Origin of the sequence: Geodermatophilus sp. YIM 151500, assembly GCF_025716945.1 — a bacterium.
In the GTDB taxonomy this organism is placed as follows: domain Bacteria; phylum Actinomycetota; class Actinomycetes; order Mycobacteriales; family Geodermatophilaceae; genus YIM-151500.
In genome coordinates this window covers 80,536-96,653 of sequence record NZ_JAOVZT010000012.1, presented here as the reverse complement: position 1 = coordinate 96,653, position 16,118 = coordinate 80,536, and the positions used below count along the sequence as shown (strand labels likewise).

Sequence of the window (16,118 nt, the reverse complement as noted above, 5' to 3'; positions counted from 1 at the left end):
TTCGCTCGCGCCGTCACGCGCCGTCCTGCCGGTAGACCAGGACCGAGTGGCCGATGCGGATCACGTCGCCGTCCGACAGTGCGTGCCGGGTGATCCGCCGGCCGTTGACCAGGGTGCCGTTGGTCGAGCCGAGGTCCTCGGCCCAGGCGGTGCCCTGCTCGAGGACGACGTCGACGTGCTTGCGGCTCACCCCGGTGTCGGGCAGTCGGATGTCGGCCTCGGTGCCGCGGCCGATGACGTTGCGGCCGGTGGTGAGCTCGTGCCGGGTGCCGGGACCGTCGACCACCAGCACGTGCGTGGCGCCGGTCCGCGTGCCGGCGCGGCCGACCACCGAGGGGGACTGCCGGCCGGTGTCGGACGCCACCCGTCCGCGCAGCGGGGGCAGCGGCGGGAGCGACGGGTGCCCGGTCGGTGACGCGGGGACGTGCCCGGACGCCGGCCGGGCGGGGTCGGCGACCTGGGAGCTGACCTCGAACACGCCGGTGGGCAGGTCGTCGTCGCGCTCGAGGCGGACGGTCACCTTGTCGAAGACCTGGTACCCCTCGTCCTCGATGTGCTCGGTGACCATGTCGGCGAGTTCGACGGCGAGCTGGTCGGACCACTGGGCCAGGTGGCCGTAGTCGGCCTCGCCGAGCCGCACCACGTAGACGTTCGGCGCGAGCACGCGGCCCTCGCCCAGCACCGAGCGCTGCTCGTCGGCCTCGCGCTGGAGCGCGTTGGCGATCTCCGCCGGGTGCACCTTGCCCTTGAAGATGCGGGCGAACGCAAGGCCGACCATGCCCTCGAGGCGACGCTCGAAGCGCTGCAGCACACCCACAGTCGCTCCTTCGCGTCGGCATGGTCGGTTGTGCACCCGTGATCGTAGCCGTGCGACCGGGTCCCGTCCGGGTGCGTAGCCGCGACGCACCGCCGACCGCCGTCCGCACGCCGGTCCGCGGGGGCTCAGGACCCGACCGCGTGTGCCCGGCTCGCGACGGACCCCCACCGGGTCCCCGCTCACCGGCTGCTAGTCTCGGTGATCGCCAGGGCAAGTGGCGGAATGGCAGACGCGCACGGTTCAGGTCCGTGTGTCCGGAAGGACGTGGGGGTTCAACTCCCCCCTTGCCCACCCGTTCCTGGGGGATGCCCCAGGACTTCCCGGCGGCCGTGGCCGTCCCCCGCCCCGAGGGAAGCTCCGATCCCGTCTCGATCCCCGGCGCCATCGGGATGGTTCTGCTCGTCCCACGTGCTGTCCTGCCGCGCCGGCTCCGCCGCGACCTCGCCGAGCGCCTCCGGGAGCCCGCCCGCGTCCGCGTCGGCCGCGGTGGTCTTCCTAGCTGCTGGCCGGAGGAACGCCCTCCGCTGCGCCGCCCACGGTGCCGAGGACGTCGGCCAGGTGGTCGGTGTAGCTGCGAGGCGGCCGGCCGAGCAGGGCCGTGGCGACGCGGGGGCTACCGGCGAAGCCGTGGTCCCGGTACCAGTCGAACATGGTGGCCAGGCAGCGTCCGGCGTAGGTGCCGCGGTCGGGGGATGCGGGCGCATCGACGGCGACGACGTCCCGCCCGCTGACGGCCGTCACCCGCTCGGCCAGGTCGGCGGCGGTCAGCGGCTCCGGGCCCGCCACCTCGAAGGTGCCCGAGTCCAGCCCTTCCTCGGTCAGCAGCACGGCCGCGCACTCGGCGACGTCCCGCACGTCGACGAACGACTGCGGCCGGGACAGGCCCCACGCACTGCGCAGCTGCCCGGTCTCGACGGCCTCCCGCACGGCGGCGTCGAGGTTGTCGGCGTAGGCGCACGGCTGCAGCACCCGCCAGGCGACTCCCACCGCGTCCAGCTGCTCCTCCGCGGCTGCCTTGCCGGCGTGGTGCGGCATGACGCGCAGGCCCGGTCGCAGAACCGAGTGGTAGACGACCCGCCGGACGCCCGCGGCTCTCGCTGCCCGGAACAGCCGCGGCGCCCCCGCGACCTCGCCCTCGTCGAAGTTGGGCCAGATGGCGTACACCGACTCGACGCCGTCCAGAGCCGCGCCGAGATCGCCCTCGAGATCACCACGGACGACCTGCGCGCCGTGCGCCTCGAGGGCCGCCCGGGCGCGATCGGAGCCGACCAGCGCCCGGACCGGCACGCCCCGTGCCGTCAGCGCCCCGGTCACCGCCAGGCCCGTCGTGCCGCCGGCCGCCGTCACCAGAATCATGCCGATACCTTAGGGCTAAGGTAAATCGGCGACCAGCAGCTCGGGGGACGGGACGAGCGTGACCATCACGCGGCTGGCGGGCCGTGACCGCGCGTCGGCGCGGCGCGGCCCCGAGGGGAGACCTCGGGGCCGCGCCGCCGTCCGGGCCGGGTGGAGCCTGCGGGTCAGGACCGCGCCGCCCCGGCGCTCTCCTGCAGGAAGGCCGCCGAGTCGTAGTACGTCCGGACGCCGGTCAGCGCCTCGTCGTCGCCCTCGATCACGGTGACCCCGCGGTAGCGGAACTGCTTGCCGTTGCGCAGCGTGCCCTCCGACGTCCACTCCAGCGCCGCGCTGCGCTCGCCGACGATGCTGTTGGTGAACGTGGTCTCCAGCTCGCCGAAGACGTTCCGGTAGTCCTCCCAGAACGTCTTCGCGCCGTCCTTGCCCGTCGTCTCGTGGTGCTCGTCGAGTTTGATCAGCTCGGCGTCGTCGCCGGTGAGGTCGACCATGGGCTGGACGTCGCGATCGCTGTCGATCCGGTGCAGCGCCTCGGTGAAGCGGTTGGTCATGGTGTGCATGGCGGCCTCTCGATCGTTCCGGTCGGTCGCCTGCCCCTACCCGGCCGGGCTGCCGGGCACCCACCCGCGGCCACGGGTGGTGTCAGGAGCCGAGCTGCCGGCCGCGGTCGCCGTCGAGGCCCAGGCGCTGCGCGCTGGTCTGCGCCAGGAGGACCAGCCCCCACGGACCGATCACCCACACCGGCCACGGGTAGCCGAATCCGCCGATCACGCCGGTCATGACGTAGATGGCCAGCACGGTGATCGAGGTGGTCAGCCAGGCGCGCCAGGCGTGGGCCAGGTCGCGGTGCCCGGGCCGGCTCCACGGGCTGCCGCCGCACGATCGCATGGCCACCGGGTGCGGTCGCGGTGCGGTGGGCGGCCGGGTCGCCGGAGCCGGCGTCGCGGCGGGCCGCGCGGACGGCAGGTCGGCGGTCAGCTCGGCCAGCTCGCCGTACGTCTTCGCCGCGTAGGCCCGGGCCAACCGCTCGTCGTACTCGTCGAGGGTGAGCCGCCCGGCGGCCATGTGCTTGCCCAGGAGGTCGGCCGTGGCGGTGCGGTCGGCATCTCCGGCACGCAGGTGGGGCTCGGGCATCGCGGCTCTCCTCCTCGGGTGCTCCAGTGTGGGCCCCGGGGTTGCCGGTGGTCCACCGCACTCCACCCGGATGGACGCCCGCCGCGGCCGCCGTGTTCCCACTCGTCGTCGGAAGGCTCAGGTGCGTTCCACCCGGGTGAGCCCGCGGCCGGGCCGCCAGGAGGCGATCACCAGGGCGCTGCGCTCGGCGTTCAGGCCCGTGAGGACGACCTGGTCGAGGTCGATGCGGAAGAGCTCGTAGTCGCCGTCGGCCGGGGTGCCGGTCGCCGCGGCGAAGCGGGCGCGACCCGCGACGTCGACGACCTCCACGGCCTGTCCGGACACCTTGGCGTCCGCCGACCAGCCGTCCGGCTCGTCACTGCCGCTGTGCAGCGCCATGCGGGGGTCGCGGCGCAGGTCGGCGAACTTCACCGATCGGGGCATGCCGGCCAGCCACAGCTCGCCGCCGGCGATCGCGGCCTCGATGCCGCTGACCCGCGGTGCACCGTCGGCACGCAGCGTCGCAAGGATCTTGTGCCGGTGGGCGTCGAAGGCCGCCCGCACGCGCACGGCGAACTCCGGCTCCTCGGTCTCGACGTCGGCGAAGGAGGCCATGGCCGGATCGTGCACGGCAGCACCGACGGATGGGGCGGCCGCGCTCGGCCCGCCGCCGTCGGCCGGCAGGCTTCGGCCCCCCTGCCGCGTCGGCCGGCAGGCTTCGCCCCGCCGCCGGGCCGCCGTGTCAGCCCGCCGCCGGGCCGCGGTGTCAGCCCGCCGCGGGAGCCGCCTCCCCGGCCAGCAGCCGGCCGATCACCATGCGCTGGATCTGGTTCGTGCCCTCGAAGATCTGCATGACCTTGGCCTCGCGCATGTACCGCTCGGCCGGGTGGTCGCGGGTGTACCCGGCGCCGCCGAGCACCTGGACCGCGTCCGTCGTCACCTTCATCGCGGCGTCGGTGGCCACGAGCTTGCTGATGCTGGCCTGCCGCGCGTACGGCTTGCCGGCGTCCTTGCGACGCGCGGCGGCGAGGTAGGTGGCCCGCGCGGATTCCACGGCTGCGGCCATGTCGGCCAGCAGGAAGGCCACGCCCTGGTGCTGGACGATCGGCCGGCCGAAGGCCTCCCGCTCGGTGGCGTACCGGACGGCGAGGTCGAGGGCCGACTGGGCGAGCCCGACGGCCACGGCGCTGACGCCCAGCCGCCCGGAGTCCAGTGCCCCCAGCGCGATGGCCATGCCCCGGCCGGGTTCGCCGATGAGGCGGTCACGGGGGATCGGGACGTCGTCCAGCCGCAGCGCCGCGGTCGTCGACGCGGTCAGGCCCATCTTCTCCTCGGGCCGGGCGGCGCCGAACCCGGGCAGGTCGGGGGTGAGGTGGAAGCAGGAGATGCCCCGGGGGCCGTCCGCCGGCGTCCGCAGGAAGGTCGTGTAGAAGTCGGCGTGCCCGCCGTGCGTGACCCACGCCTTCTCCCCGCGGGCGATCCAGCCGTCGTCCGTGGCCGTGGCCGAGGCCTTCATGGCGGCGGCGTCGGAGCCGGCGTGCGCCTCGGAGAGCGAGTACGCGCCGAGAAGGGTGCCGCCGACCATCTCGGGCAGCAGGTCGCGGCGCTGCGCCTCGGTGCCGTACCGGGCGATGGGCGAGCAGGACAGCGTGTGCACGCTGACGCCGAGGGCGACGCTGGCCCACCGCATCGCCAGTTCCTCGAGCACCTGCAGGTAGACGGCGTAGGGCTGGCCACCGCCGCCCACCTCCTCGGGGAACGGCAGGCCCATCAGCCCGGCGTCCCCCAGCGTCCGGAAGACCTCGCGCGGGAAGCGCTCCTCGCGTTCGTACTTCGCGGCGCGCGGAGCCAGCTCACGGTCGGCCAGGTCGCGCGTCAGCGCGATGAGGTCCTGCGCCTCCTCGGTGGGCAGTTCGCGGTCGACCGGCACGGCTCCTCCTCGACGCTGAGACGGCACGGACGACGGTACCGGCGCCGGCCCGCGGCGATCCGTCGGAGCGAGGGCGCCGGGTCCCGGCCGATCGGCTCCGCCGTCGGCTCCGTCGGCTCCGTCAGCTCCGTCGGCTCCCGCGGCGCAGCGGAAGCCGGGGGCCGCCGTCCGACGACCGCGTGCACGACCCGGCTCGACGGGTTCGCCGGTTCCCGATCCGCGCCTCACAGCCGGAGCGGGGTGGGGCCGCGGGGCAGGACCTCCGAGCCGTCGGGGCGGTAGGTGTGCCAGACGGCGGTGCCGGGGTTGCGGCGCAGGCTGAACCCGCCCTCGTGGACGGCGGTGTGATGGGCTTCGCAGACGAGCGCGCCGTTGTCGCAGGAGGTCGGGCCGCCGTGCGCCCAGTGCACGACGTGGTGGACGTCGCACCAGGCGGGCGGCGCGCTGCAGCCGGCGAAGACGCAGTGGCCGTCGCGCAGCTCGACGGCCCGGCGGATGGCCTCGCTGGCGGTGCGCCGGGCGCGGCCGACGTCGAGCGGCAGTCCGTCGGGGCCGGTGATGACCCGGACCACCGACGCGTCGCAGGCCAACCGTCGGGCGGTCTCGGGAGTGATCGGCCCGGCGAAGGCCAGCCGTCCGCCGGCGATCCCGAGGGCACCGGTCGCAGCGCACAGGCTCTGCCAGTCGATGGTCACGCGCACCTGCGCCCGCTCCCCGCGGACGGCGGGCAGGTTACCGCCGATCAGCGCCTGCCGCGCCAATTCGACCAGGGCGTCACCCTGCCGCTCGGCGTGCGTGCGGGTGTCTCCGGCCGGGCGATCGCCGCCCATGATGGATTCGAGCACGGTGTGCACCGTCTCGGCGCCGGCCGCATCGAGGTGGCCGGACAGGTGGTGCCGGCCACCCGAGGACGACGCGATGCGGAAGACCCGCGGCCGGCCGGCGTCGTCGTCCAGCGTGCCGTCGGGGTCGACCCCGATCACCCACCGGCGCACCACCTGGGCGGTGTCCTCCGGGCCGAGCCGGCGGGCCGCCTCGGCGAGCAGCCGGTCGGTCTCGCCGTGGTCGACGCCGATCCCTGCTGCCCGCGCCATCCGGGCCGGGGTCACGCCCTTGGTCACCTCCGCCACGTGCGCGGGCGTGACGTCGCCGTCGTCGTAAGCGGCGGCCAGCTCGGGCAGCCGGCGCAGCCGCCGCCCGGCACGGACCAGTGCGTCCGAAGCGACGCCGGACAGGCGGCAGTGCCCGGTCAGCCAGCTCTTCATCGAGCGCATGCCGTCGACGGCGTGCACCTGCTGCGCCTCCCCGGCGGCCACCATGCGGGTCTGCAGCGCCGTGAGCCGGTTGATCGCGGCCTGCACGGCCGGCAGCCCGTCGCGCAGCTCCTCGCCGGTCAGCGCCTCGACGTCGAGTCCGGCGGGATCGGCAGCAGCCAGCTCGTCGAGCAACGAGCGCAACTGCGACACGGCCGACCCCTCCTTCCGAACAGGTGTTCGACGACGGGTGCACGCTAGCGGACAGCACTGACGGAACCGGTCCGTCACGGGCTTCCGACCAGCATGATCTCGGGATGACGACGAGGAGGCCCCACGGCCCGGGCGAGGACACCCGGCAGCGGGCGCCCTCCGGCCGCCCCACCGCCGAGCGCGTCGTCGCGCCCGGTCTCGCTTCCGCGCGGTCAGCCTCCGGGCACGCGCAGGGGTAGCGGGTGCCGGTCCGGGTAGCCCGCCGTCCGTGAGCCGCTCCGACCGGGACACCGCCCGCGCCGTGCTCGACCGGTACGGCACGACTTACGCCCAGGAGGCGGGCATCCGGCTCGAGGACGCGCCGGCCCCGCTGTTCCGGCTGCTCGTCCTCGCCGACCTGCTCTCGGCGCGGATCAGCGCGGACATCGCCGTCGCCGCGGCACGCGAGCTCGCCGAGGCCGGCATGACCACCCCGGAGAAGATGCGCGACGCCGACTGGCAGGAGCGCGTGGACGCGCTCGGCCGCGGCTCCTACCGCCGCTACGACGAGCGCACGGCCACCCAGCTCGGCGAGGCAGCCCAGCTGGTGCTCGACCGGTACGGCGGCGACCTGCGGAAGCTGGCCGAGGAGGCGGGCGGCGACGTCGACCGCGCGGCCGAGCTGCTCCAGGAGGTCAAGGGCATCGGCGCCACCGGTGCGGCGGTGTTCCTCCGCGAGGTGCAGGCCGTGTGGCCGTGGGTGCGCCCCTACCTCGACGACCGCGCCCGTGACGGCGCGGAACGGGCAGGCCTGCCCCGGGACGTCGGCGCGCTCGCCGATCTCGTCGGCCCCGACGACCTGGCCCGCTTCGCGGCCGCTCTCGTGCGCGTCTCGCTGCTCGGCAAGGACGAGGACCCGCTCGGGAACGGCTGAGGGCCGGGCGGCCGCCGGAGCCGGGTTCGGACGGAGGCTGTCCCCGGCGCCCGGCTGTGGTGGAGTGTGCCGGTGAGCGACGTTCCCGCCCTCCCCGTCGACGACCGGCCCTGGCCTGCGATCGAGCCCACCGAGGTGCAGCTGTCCGCAGGAGCGGCTCGGCTCGCGGTCGACCTGTGCGGCGGCGGCCTGCGCGAGCTCGTCGTCGGCGACTGGGCGGTGCTCGACGGCTACCCGGCGGGCACCGTGCCGGACGGCCGCCGCGGTGGCGTCCTGCTGCCCTGGCCGAACCGGATCCGCGACGGCCGGTGGCGGTGGGAGGGGCAGGACCTCCAGCTGGACGTCGCCTCGCCGGAGAAGCCGACGGCGATGCACGGCCTGCTGTCGTGGCAGCCGTGGACCGTGGTCGCGGCCGACGGCGCGGCCGTGACGGTCGGCACCGTGGTCGAGCCGCGGTCCGGCTACCCGTTCCGCCTCGCCACGGCGATCGACTACGCACTGGCGCCCGACCGGCTCACCGTCACCGTCCGCGTCCGCAACGAGGGGAACGGCGCGGCGCCCTTCGGCGCCGGCATGCACCCGTACCTGTCCGTGGGCGCCACGGCGGACGGCGACGTCGACGACGCGGAGCTCGCCGTGCCGGCGCGCACCGCGCTCGACCTCGACGGCGGCCTGCCCACGGGCGGCCGCTCGCCGTTCGAGGGTGCCGTCGGCCGGCTCGGCGGCCGAGCCCTGGACGACGCGGTCACCGATCTCGTGCGGGACGGCGACGGCTGGGCGCGCACCACGCTCCGCGGCGCCGCGGGGACGCTCGAGCTGGCGGTCGACCCCACCTGGCGGTGGTTGCAGCTCTACACCGGCGACACGCTGCCGGAGGGCCAGCGGCGGCGCAGCGTGGCGGTCGAGCCGATGACCTGCCCGCCCAACGCGCTGGCCGACGGTGTCGACCTCGTCGTCCTGGCCCCGGGCGAGGCGTGGGCCGGGACCTGGAGCCTGGCCTGGACCGCGGCGTGAGCCGTGCGCTCACCGTCGTCGAGCTCTGGCGGTACCCGGTCAAGTCGCTGCAGGGCGAGCGGCTGGACGCGGCCCGGCTCGGCGCGGAGGGCGTGCAGGGCGACCGGCAGTGGGCGCTGTTCGACCTCGACACCGGTTTCGGGCTGACCGCCCGCCGGGTGCCCGACCTGCTGTTCGCGGCGGCGCGCACGCGTCCCGACGGCGGCGTCGAGGTCGTGCTGCCCGACGGCACCGTCGCCGCCGACGACGCCGCCCTCTCCGCCTGGACCGGCCGCCGGGTCGCGCTGCGGTCGGTCGCCGACGCGCCCGGCGCCCGCCGCTACGAGAACCTCGACGACGCCACCGACGAGGCCGGTCCGTGGCATCCCTTCGACGGCGCGGCCGGCGCGTTCCACGACGACCCGGGCACCCGGGTGTCGCTGGTGTCCACGGGCACGACCGGCGGCTGGCACCCGCGGCGGTTCCGGTCCAACGTGCTGCTCGACGGCGTCGGGGAGGACGTGCTGGTCGGTCGCCGGATCGGGCTGGGTGACGCCGTCCTGGCCGTCGTCACGCACATCCCGCGCTGCGTCATGGTCACCCGTCCCCAGCCGGGCGCCGTCGGCCGTGACACCTCGGTGCTCAAGACCATCCACCGCGAGCGCGGGGGAACCCTCGCCGTCGGCGCGCTGGTCGAGCGGCCCGGCACCGTGCGCCGCGGGGACGAGGCGACCGTGCTGGACTGAGGTCCGTGCGCACGATCGAGCTCCGTCCCGGCGAGGACACCATCCGGCTGGGCCAGCTGCTCAAGCTGGCCGACGTCGCCGACACCGGCGCGCAGGTCAAGGACGTGCTGCTGGCCGGTGCCGTCCGGGTCAACGGCGAGCCCGAGGAGCGCCGCGGCCGGCAACTGCGCCGCGGCGACGTCGTCTCCGTCGACGGCATGGACGACGTCCGCGTCGGATGAGGGCGGACCCCTCCCGCGGCGTGTCCGGGGCGGGACGCCGACGGGGGCGGGCCGTTCCACGTGGAACCGCTCCTTCTGCGACGCTGGCCGGGTGACGCGGACGCCCTACCTGTCGGCCCGGCTGCAGGGCTTCGGGACGACGGTGTTCGCGGAGATGAGCGCTCTCGCGGTCGCCACCGGCTCGATCAACCTGGGCCAGGGCTTCCCGGACTACCCCGGCCCGGCGCCCGTGCTCGAGGCCGCCCGCGCGGCCATCGGCACGGCGCACGACCAGTACCCGCCCGGACCCGGCCTGCCGGAGCTCCGGCACGCCGTCGCCCGGCACCACCGCCGGTTCACCGGGCTGGTCTACGACCCGGACGGCGAGGTGCTCGTCACCGCCGGGGCCACCGAGGCGCTGACCGCCGCGCTGCTCGCCCTGCTCGAGCCGGGCGACGAGGTGGTGCTGTTCGAGCCGATGTACGACAGCTACGCCGCCGCCGTGGCCATGGCCGGCGGCGTCGTCCGCGCGGTGCCGCTGCGCGCCCCGGCCCCGGACGCCGGGACGGCGACCACCGATCCGTGGACCTTCGACGCCGACGAGCTGCGCCGGGCGGTCACGCCGCGCACCCGGCTGCTGCTGCTCAACACCCCGCACAACCCGACCGGCAAGGTCTTCGGTACCGACGAGCTGCGGACCGTCGCGGCGTTCGCCGCCGAGAGCGGGCTGCTCGTCCTCACCGACGAGGTCTACGAGCACCTGGTGTTCGGCGCGGCCCGGCACACCTCGATCGCCACCCTGCCGGGCATGCGGGAGCGCACGCTGGTCGTGGGCAGCGCCGGCAAGACGTTCAACACGACCGGCTGGAAGATCGGCTGGATCTGCGGGCCGCCGGCCCTCGTGGCCGCCGTCCGCACGGCCAAGCAGTTCCTCACCTACGTGAACGGCGGGCCGTTCCAGCCGGCCGTCGCGGTCGGCCTCGACCTCCCCGACGAGCACTTCACGGGCATCGCCCGCGACCTCGAGCGCCGTCGTGACCTGCTGGTCCACGGGCTCGCCGCCGGCGGGCTGCCCGTCGTCTGCCCGCAGGGCACCTACTTCGCCACGGTCGACGTCCGGCCGGTGCGGCCGGACGGCGACGGGCTGGCGTTCTGCCGCGAGCTGCCCGCCCGGGCCGGGGTGGTCGCGGTGCCGTCCGGGGTGTTCTACGACCCGGCCGACGCGCACCTGGGCCGGCACCTGGTGCGGTTCGCCTTCTGCAAGCGCGACGAGGTGCTCGGCGAGGCCGTCGAGCGGCTGAGGAGGATGGCATGACCCGGATCGCCGCCGTGCAGCACGACATCGTCTGGGAGGACCGCGAGGCCAACTTCGCGCGGCTGGCCCCGCTGGTCGCCGGCGCCGTCGGTCTCGGCGCCGAGCTGGTGCTGCTGACGGAGACCTTCTCGACCGGCTTCTCGATGACGCCCGGCATCGGCGAGCCCGAGGGCGGGCCGTCGGCGCGGTTCCTGGCCGCGCAGGCCGCCGAGCACGGCGTCTGGGTGGCCGGCAGCTGCCCGGAGGTGGTCGCCGACGGGGGAGCGGACGCCGGGCTGCCGTACAACTCGTTGGTCATGGCCGGGCCCGACGGGTCGGTGCACCGCTACCGCAAGCTGCACCCGTTCACCCACGCCGGCGAGCACGAGCGCTTCCGCGCCGGCGACAAGCCGGTCACCGTGGAGATCGCCGGCCTGCGGGTCACCCCGTTCATCTGCTACGACCTGCGCTTCGCCGACGTCTTCTGGCACGCCGCCCGCGACACCGACGTCTTCCTCGTCCCCGCCAACTGGCCCAGCCCGCGGCGGCTGCACTGGCAGGCGCTGCTGCAGGCCCGGGCGATCGAGAACCAGGCGTACGTGGTCGGCTGCAACCGGGTCGGGACGGCCGGTGACGGCACCGAGCACGTGGGCGACAGCCGCGTCGTCAGCCCCATGGGAGAGCTGCTGGCCACCGCGGCCGGCGTGGAGACGGTGCTGGTCGCCGACGTCGACCCGGCCGAGGTGGCCGCCACCCGCGACCGCTTCCGCTTCCTCGCCGACCGCCGCTGACCGGAGTGGACCTGCGGGTCACCCGCACGCATCCACTCCGGCTCAGCTCTCGTCGGCGACGACCTGCTCCCGCTGCACCCGCTCGGTCACCCGCTCCTCGCCGGTCACCTGCTCGATGCGCAGGCGCACGCGTTCCACGGGCACCACCTCGACGCCCACCACGGGTCGTTCGGCGTGCAGCACGATCTCGGCCGGCAGCCCGCCGCCGGGCGCCTCACCCGTCGGTCCGCCCGGGGCGAGGGACTCACCCGTCACCGCAGGCCCGGCGACGTCGCCGCCGGCCGGGTCCTCCCCGACCGGCACCTCCTCCAGCCGGAACTCCTCCCGCCGCAGCGGGACGGTGACCTGCACCTCCTCGGTGATGACGTACTTCACGAGCCGCACCCGGCGGTCGGGCACCGACTCGGTCCGCACCCGGAGCTGCTCCTCGCCGCGCACCATCCCGCCCGCCCGGGCCGCGGCCGTCCCGGCCTCCTCCCCGGCCGTCCGGTCCGGTTGCGCGGCCGCGCCCTCCGCGCCGGGCTCGCCGGCCGGTGTCCCGTCGTCGCCGCGCCGGGCAGCGGCCACCTCGGCGTCGGTGACGGCGACCGGGCCGGGCGGTTCGGCGTCGGTCGCACCGCGCACGGCGCCCACGGGCACCACACCGGTCTCCGTGGGTGACCACGGCCGGTCGCGCCCGCCGCCGCCCTCGTCCTCCGGCGTCGGTGGGCCGCTCCCCGGAGTCGCGTCCCGGACCGCCGGGTCGGCAGCCGTGGGCGGTCCGCCGGACGTCGCGGTACCCGGTGACCCGGTCGGCGCGGCACCGGGTCCGGACGGCGCCGCACCGGGCGCGGTGCTCGGCCCCGCCGCCTCGGTGCCCGCGCCGGTCCCCTCGGTGCCCGCGCCGGTCCCCTCGGTGCCCGTGCCGGTCCCCTCGGTCCCGGGGGGCGGTCCGCCCAGCCCGTAGTGCCGCCGCAGTTCGGACTCCGAGGCCGCGTCGAGGTGGTCGGTGTCGACGTGCGGGGCGTGCTTGACCGCGTCCTTGCGGACGGGGAGCCGGAGCACGCCGTCGGCGAAGGCCGCCTCGGCCGCCGGGACGACGGAGTGCCGGGTGCCGAAGAGCCCGGTGCTCACGGCCACCCAGGTCGGCGCGCCGGTGACGTCGTCGACGAAGAAGTGCTCGACGGTGCCGATCTTCTCGCCGTCGGCGTCGTAGGCGGTGCTCCCCACGGCGGCGGACAGCTCACGGTCGTTCAACACGGGCGCGTGCCTCCCTGTCGGGGCCGGCGGCTGCTTGGCCGTCGAGCGCCGACGGTGCCCTGTCGGGTGCCGTCGGGCGTCGTCGGGCGCCGGTCGGGACCGGGCGTGCCCAGGCGGGCGCGGGCGTGAACATGCCACGTCAGCGGGCCGGGGGAAAGCCTCCGCCGCGGGTGCCCGGCCCCGGCCGGACCGGTCACGCGTCAGCCCGTCGCCGTGCGGGCCGTTCGGCCGTCAGGCCGTCCCGGGCAGGACCGGTGGCGCGTCAACCGGACCGGCCGGGCCCGTCGGGCGTCGACCGGCGACCGCGGGCAACCGCAGGTCGGCGACCACCGCCCGGTGGTCGCTGCCGGCCAGGCGCGCGAACCCGACCCCGGCCACGGTGATCCGCGGGTCGACCAGCACGTGGTCCAGCGTCAGCCGCGGCATCGGCAGCCGCAGCGGCCGCCAGGTCCAGGCGAGCGCCCGCCCGGCCGCCTGCGCGGCGTCCAGCCATCCGGCGGCCAGCACCCGCCGGAACGCGGCGTGGTCGGCGGTCGCGTTGAAGTCCCCCGCCAACACCCGCAGGGCGCCCGGCCGGGGGACGGGCAGGGCGGCGAGGTCACGGGTCCAGTCGCGCACGGAGCGCGGCCCGGTGGCCGGTGCGGCGGAGTGCACGGCGGTCACCTCGACCGGTGGGCCGCCGTCGAGCGTCCCGGGGACCAGCCGGGCGGTCGGCTGCTCGTACGTGCCCGGCACGGCTCCGGCGGCCTCCAGCGGGAGCCGGCTCCACACGGCGCCGGACGCCGACTCGACCGAGCCGGCCCGGGCCCGGCGCACGCACGCGTGGGGGAGCAGGTCACCGAGCCCGGCCGCGGCCAGCCGCCGCTCGGCGTCCGGGGTCAGCTCCGCCACCGAGAGGACGTCGACGCCGCGGTCGCGCACCAGGTCGACGACCGCCTCGGCCGACGCGAGCCCCAGCCGCAGGCTGACCGTGGCCACCCGCAGCGGCGTGCCGGCGGCCACCCGCCCGGCTCGAGCCTGCCCGGCTCGAGCCCGCCCGGACCGAGCCCGCCGGGTGCGCGGTCGCAGGTCGTGCGGTCGCCGGGCGCGACCGAGCGCGGCGGCGGCGAGCGCCGCCGCCGCGCCGGCGCCCAGCGCCGTGGCTCCGGGTGATCCGGCCCGCAGACCGGCGAGCACCGGCAGCACCGCGGTGCCGGCGGCGTACGGCGTGAAGGCCATGGCGGGGACGAGCGGGAACCCGCGCTCCGCCCCGGCGAGCCGGACCACCGCCCACGCCACCCAGGGCCACGCCGCGGCGAGGGCGAACCGGCGGCGGTCCGGATCGGCAGGCATCGCCGCCCACCGTAGCCAGGCGGCCGGCGCCGCCCGCCGGGTTCGCCCCTCCGCCGCGGGCCGGCACGCGGACGCCGAGTGCCGTGGTGGGCGCCGCGGCCTGGGCATAGCGTCGGGCAGGGCGGGGCGGAGCCGACGCGCCGCGGGACGGAGGACGGGCGATGGTCGGAACGCACCTGGAGGTCGAGCGCAAGTTCGACGTGGACCCGTCCTTCGCACTGCCCGATCTCACCGCCGTCGACGGCGTCGCGTCGGCCGACGACCCCGTCGAACACCGGCTCGAGGCCGTGTACCACGACACCGCCGACCTGCGGCTGCTGCGCGCGGCGATCACCTTGCGGCGGCGGACCGGCGGCGCGGACGCCGGGTGGCACCTCAAGCTGCCGGCCTCGGCGGGCGCGCGCCGCGAGCAGCACGAGCCGCTCGGCCGCGCGCAGAAGACGCCTCCCCGGGCGCTGCGGGACCTGATCGCCGGTGTGGTGCGCACCTCGCCCACGGCGCCGGTGGCCACCCTGCGCACCCAGCGGCTGGTGACCGTGCTGCGGGACGCGGAGGGGCGCGCGCTGGCGGAGGTCGCCGACGACTCGGTGACGGCCAGCGCGCCCGCCGGCGCCCCCGGGGAGCCCGCCGAGGAGCTGCAGTGGCGCGAGGTCGAGGTCGAGCTGGTCGGCGACGCCGAGGGCGGGAACCCGGCCGATGGTGGTACGGCGGGCGGTCACACGTCGAGCCGTCAGGCGGCGGACGGCGACGCGGTCACCGGCGGGGCACCCGACGGCGAGGCGCTGCTCGCCGCCGTCGGGGACCGGCTGCTCGCCGCCGGCGCACGTCCGTCGGCGGCGGCCTCCAAGCTCGGGCGGGTGCTTGCCGCGCGGCTGGCCGCCCGGGCCGACGGCGTCCGGCCCGCGGCGGCGCTGCCCCAGGGCGCAGCGACGGGCAAGGCGAAGAAGGCGGCGGCGGAGGCGGCCGCGCGACGGGGGGCGACCGGGGCGGACGTCGTCCTCGCCGCCGTCACGGCGCAGCTGGTGACCCTGCGGGACGCCGACGTGATGGTCCGCACCGACCAGCCCGACGCCGTCCACAAGCTGCGCGTGGCCTGCCGCCGGCTGCGCAGCATCCTCGCCTCCTTCCGCACGGTGCTGGACCGGGAGGCCACCGACCCGCTGCGGGCGGAGCTCAGGTGGCTGGGCGAGCAGCTCTCCGATGCCCGCGACCACGAGGTCGCGCTCGCGCACCTGCGCCAGGTGGTGACCGCCGAGCCGGCGGAGCTGGTGCTCGGCCCGGTCGCCGCCCGGCTCCAGCAGACCGGGATCCGGGAGGCGCAGGAGGGTGCCGAGCGCGCCTCGGCGGCGCTGTCCGACGCCCGCTACCTGCGGCTGGTCGACGACCTGCACGCCCTGGTCGCCGATCCTCCGCTCGCCGACCGGGCGGGCGCGCCCGCCGCGCCGGTGCTGCGGCGCGCGGTGCGCCGCAGCGGCAGGCGGCTGGGCCGACGGCTCGACGCGGCCCGCGGGGCGGACGACGCCGGGCGGGGGCACGCCCTGCACGAGCTGCGCAAGGCCGCCAAGCGCGTGCGCTACACCGGGGAGGTGGCCGCCGGCGAGCTCGGCGGCCGGGTGCAGGCGCTGGTCGACTGCATGGAGCAGGTGCAGGACGTCCTCGGCGAGCGGCAGGACACGCAGGTCACCCGCGAGCTCTGCCGGCGGCTGGGCATCGCCGCCGCCGGTGCGGGCGAGAACGCCTGGACCTACGGCCGGCTGCACGGGCTGGAGGAGGCACGGGCCACCCGCGCCGAGGCCGCCTTCTGGGCGATGGAGCCCGCCGTGCACCGGGTGCTGGCCAAGGCGACGAAGAAGCGCTGACACCGGCGGGAACGTCCGGCGCGGTCCGCGCGTCCGACACCACGGGGCCGTACCGTCGACGGCGCCGTTCCT

At 76.5% G+C, this 16,118-nt stretch carries 16 protein-coding genes and 1 tRNA gene; 8 read left to right on the top strand and 9 right to left on the bottom strand.

Going from position 1 to position 16,118, the window contains the following annotated elements; all coding sequences use genetic code 11:
• Positions 1–13: 13 nt before the first annotated feature.
• The gene (locus OF117_RS17920; RefSeq protein ID WP_263554208.1) at positions 14–817 is read right to left on the bottom strand and encodes an FhaA domain-containing protein; all 804 of its coding nucleotides are present in this window, start codon (positions 815–817) and stop codon (positions 14–16) included.
• Positions 818–1,025: 208 nt separating this feature from the next.
• Here OF117_RS17920 and OF117_RS17915 point away from each other — a divergent pair.
• A tRNA-Leu gene (locus OF117_RS17915) sits at positions 1,026–1,108 on the top strand.
• A 204-nt stretch (positions 1,109–1,312) separates the two neighbouring features.
• On the opposite strand, the gene OF117_RS17910 is transcribed toward OF117_RS17915, so the two are convergent.
• The 6 genes from OF117_RS17910 to OF117_RS17885 form a co-directional block, all read right to left on the bottom strand.
• Positions 1,313–2,173: an SDR family oxidoreductase gene (locus OF117_RS17910; RefSeq protein ID WP_263554207.1), complete on the bottom strand. Its 861-nt coding sequence runs from the start codon at positions 2,171–2,173 to the stop codon at positions 1,313–1,315.
• 164 nt (positions 2,174–2,337) lie between these two features.
• On the bottom strand, positions 2,338–2,730 hold the full coding sequence (locus tag OF117_RS17905) for a nuclear transport factor 2 family protein (protein WP_263554206.1): 393 nt from the start codon (positions 2,728–2,730) through the stop codon (positions 2,338–2,340).
• An 82-nt stretch (positions 2,731–2,812) separates the two neighbouring features.
• A complete protein-coding gene (locus OF117_RS17900) occupies positions 2,813–3,304 on the bottom strand; it encodes a DUF1707 domain-containing protein (RefSeq protein ID WP_263554205.1) in 492 nt (163 codons plus the stop codon).
• A 117-nt stretch (positions 3,305–3,421) separates the two neighbouring features.
• Entirely contained in the window at positions 3,422–3,898 is a 477-nt protein-coding gene (locus tag OF117_RS17895; RefSeq protein ID WP_263554204.1) for a pyridoxamine 5'-phosphate oxidase family protein, read from the bottom strand.
• 151 nt (positions 3,899–4,049) lie between these two features.
• Complete coding sequence (locus OF117_RS17890) at positions 4,050–5,213, bottom strand: acyl-CoA dehydrogenase family protein (protein WP_263554203.1); 1,164 nt, start codon at positions 5,211–5,213, stop codon at positions 4,050–4,052.
• A 224-nt stretch (positions 5,214–5,437) separates the two neighbouring features.
• Complete coding sequence (locus OF117_RS17885) at positions 5,438–6,679, bottom strand: HNH endonuclease signature motif containing protein (RefSeq protein ID WP_263554202.1); 1,242 nt, start codon at positions 6,677–6,679, stop codon at positions 5,438–5,440.
• A 268-nt stretch (positions 6,680–6,947) separates the two neighbouring features.
• Between OF117_RS17885 and OF117_RS17880 the strand changes: the two genes are divergently transcribed.
• The 6 genes from OF117_RS17880 to OF117_RS17855 all read left to right on the top strand — a co-directional run bounded on the left by OF117_RS17880 (position 6,948) and on the right by OF117_RS17855 (position 11,616).
• A complete protein-coding gene (locus OF117_RS17880) occupies positions 6,948–7,592 on the top strand; it encodes a hypothetical protein (RefSeq protein WP_263554201.1) in 645 nt (214 codons plus the stop codon).
• A 72-nt stretch (positions 7,593–7,664) separates the two neighbouring features.
• Positions 7,665–8,606, top strand: a complete 942-nt coding sequence (locus OF117_RS17875; protein ID WP_263554200.1) for an aldose 1-epimerase family protein — start codon at positions 7,665–7,667, stop codon at positions 8,604–8,606.
• Positions 8,603–9,331, top strand: a complete 729-nt coding sequence (locus OF117_RS17870; protein ID WP_263554199.1) for an MOSC domain-containing protein — start codon at positions 8,603–8,605, stop codon at positions 9,329–9,331. Before OF117_RS17875 ends, OF117_RS17870 begins: the two co-directional genes overlap by 4 nt.
• 5 nt (positions 9,332–9,336) lie before the next feature.
• A complete protein-coding gene (locus OF117_RS17865; RefSeq protein ID WP_263554198.1) occupies positions 9,337–9,552 on the top strand; it encodes an RNA-binding S4 domain-containing protein in 216 nt (71 codons plus the stop codon).
• A gap of 91 nt (positions 9,553–9,643) precedes the next feature.
• Positions 9,644–10,846 (top strand): pyridoxal phosphate-dependent aminotransferase, encoded by a 1,203-nt coding sequence (locus OF117_RS17860; RefSeq protein WP_263554197.1) that lies wholly within the window; start codon positions 9,644–9,646, stop codon positions 10,844–10,846.
• The gene (locus OF117_RS17855; RefSeq protein ID WP_263554196.1) at positions 10,843–11,616 is read left to right on the top strand and encodes a carbon-nitrogen family hydrolase; all 774 of its coding nucleotides are present in this window, start codon (positions 10,843–10,845) and stop codon (positions 11,614–11,616) included. The genes OF117_RS17860 and OF117_RS17855 overlap by 4 nt, the downstream gene beginning before the upstream one ends.
• 42 nt (positions 11,617–11,658) lie before the next feature.
• On the opposite strand, the gene OF117_RS17850 is transcribed toward OF117_RS17855, so the two are convergent.
• Positions 11,659–12,855 carry a DUF2382 domain-containing protein gene (locus OF117_RS17850; RefSeq protein WP_263554195.1) on the bottom strand — a complete coding sequence of 399 codons (1,197 nt, stop codon included), beginning with the start codon at positions 12,853–12,855 and terminating at the stop codon, positions 11,659–11,661.
• Between the two features lie 231 nt (positions 12,856–13,086).
• A complete protein-coding gene (locus OF117_RS17845) occupies positions 13,087–14,187 on the bottom strand; it encodes an endonuclease/exonuclease/phosphatase family protein (protein ID WP_263554194.1) in 1,101 nt (366 codons plus the stop codon).
• A gap of 161 nt (positions 14,188–14,348) precedes the next feature.
• On the opposite strand from OF117_RS17845, the gene OF117_RS17840 reads away from it, so the two are divergent.
• Positions 14,349–16,046, top strand: a complete 1,698-nt coding sequence (locus OF117_RS17840) for a CYTH and CHAD domain-containing protein (RefSeq protein WP_263554193.1) — start codon at positions 14,349–14,351, stop codon at positions 16,044–16,046.
• Positions 16,047–16,118 lie beyond the last annotated feature (72 nt).

Coding starts and splice junctions, on each gene's coding strand:
- OF117_RS17910 (WP_263554207.1), bottom strand. CDS start 2,173: ATGATTCTGGTGACGGCGGCCGGCGGCACGACGGGCCTGGCGGTGACC.
- OF117_RS17905 (WP_263554206.1), bottom strand. CDS start 2,730: ATGCACACCATGACCAACCGCTTCACCGAGGCGCTGCACCGGATCGAC.
- OF117_RS17900 (WP_263554205.1), bottom strand. CDS start 3,304: ATGCCCGAGCCCCACCTGCGTGCCGGAGATGCCGACCGCACCGCCACG.
- OF117_RS17895 (WP_263554204.1), bottom strand. CDS start 3,898: ATGGCCTCCTTCGCCGACGTCGAGACCGAGGAGCCGGAGTTCGCCGTG.
- OF117_RS17855 (WP_263554196.1), top strand. CDS start 10,843: ATGACCCGGATCGCCGCCGTGCAGCACGACATCGTCTGGGAGGACCGC.
- OF117_RS17845 (WP_263554194.1), bottom strand. CDS start 14,187: ATGCCTGCCGATCCGGACCGCCGCCGGTTCGCCCTCGCCGCGGCGTGG.
- OF117_RS17840 (WP_263554193.1), top strand. CDS start 14,349: ATGGTCGGAACGCACCTGGAGGTCGAGCGCAAGTTCGACGTGGACCCG.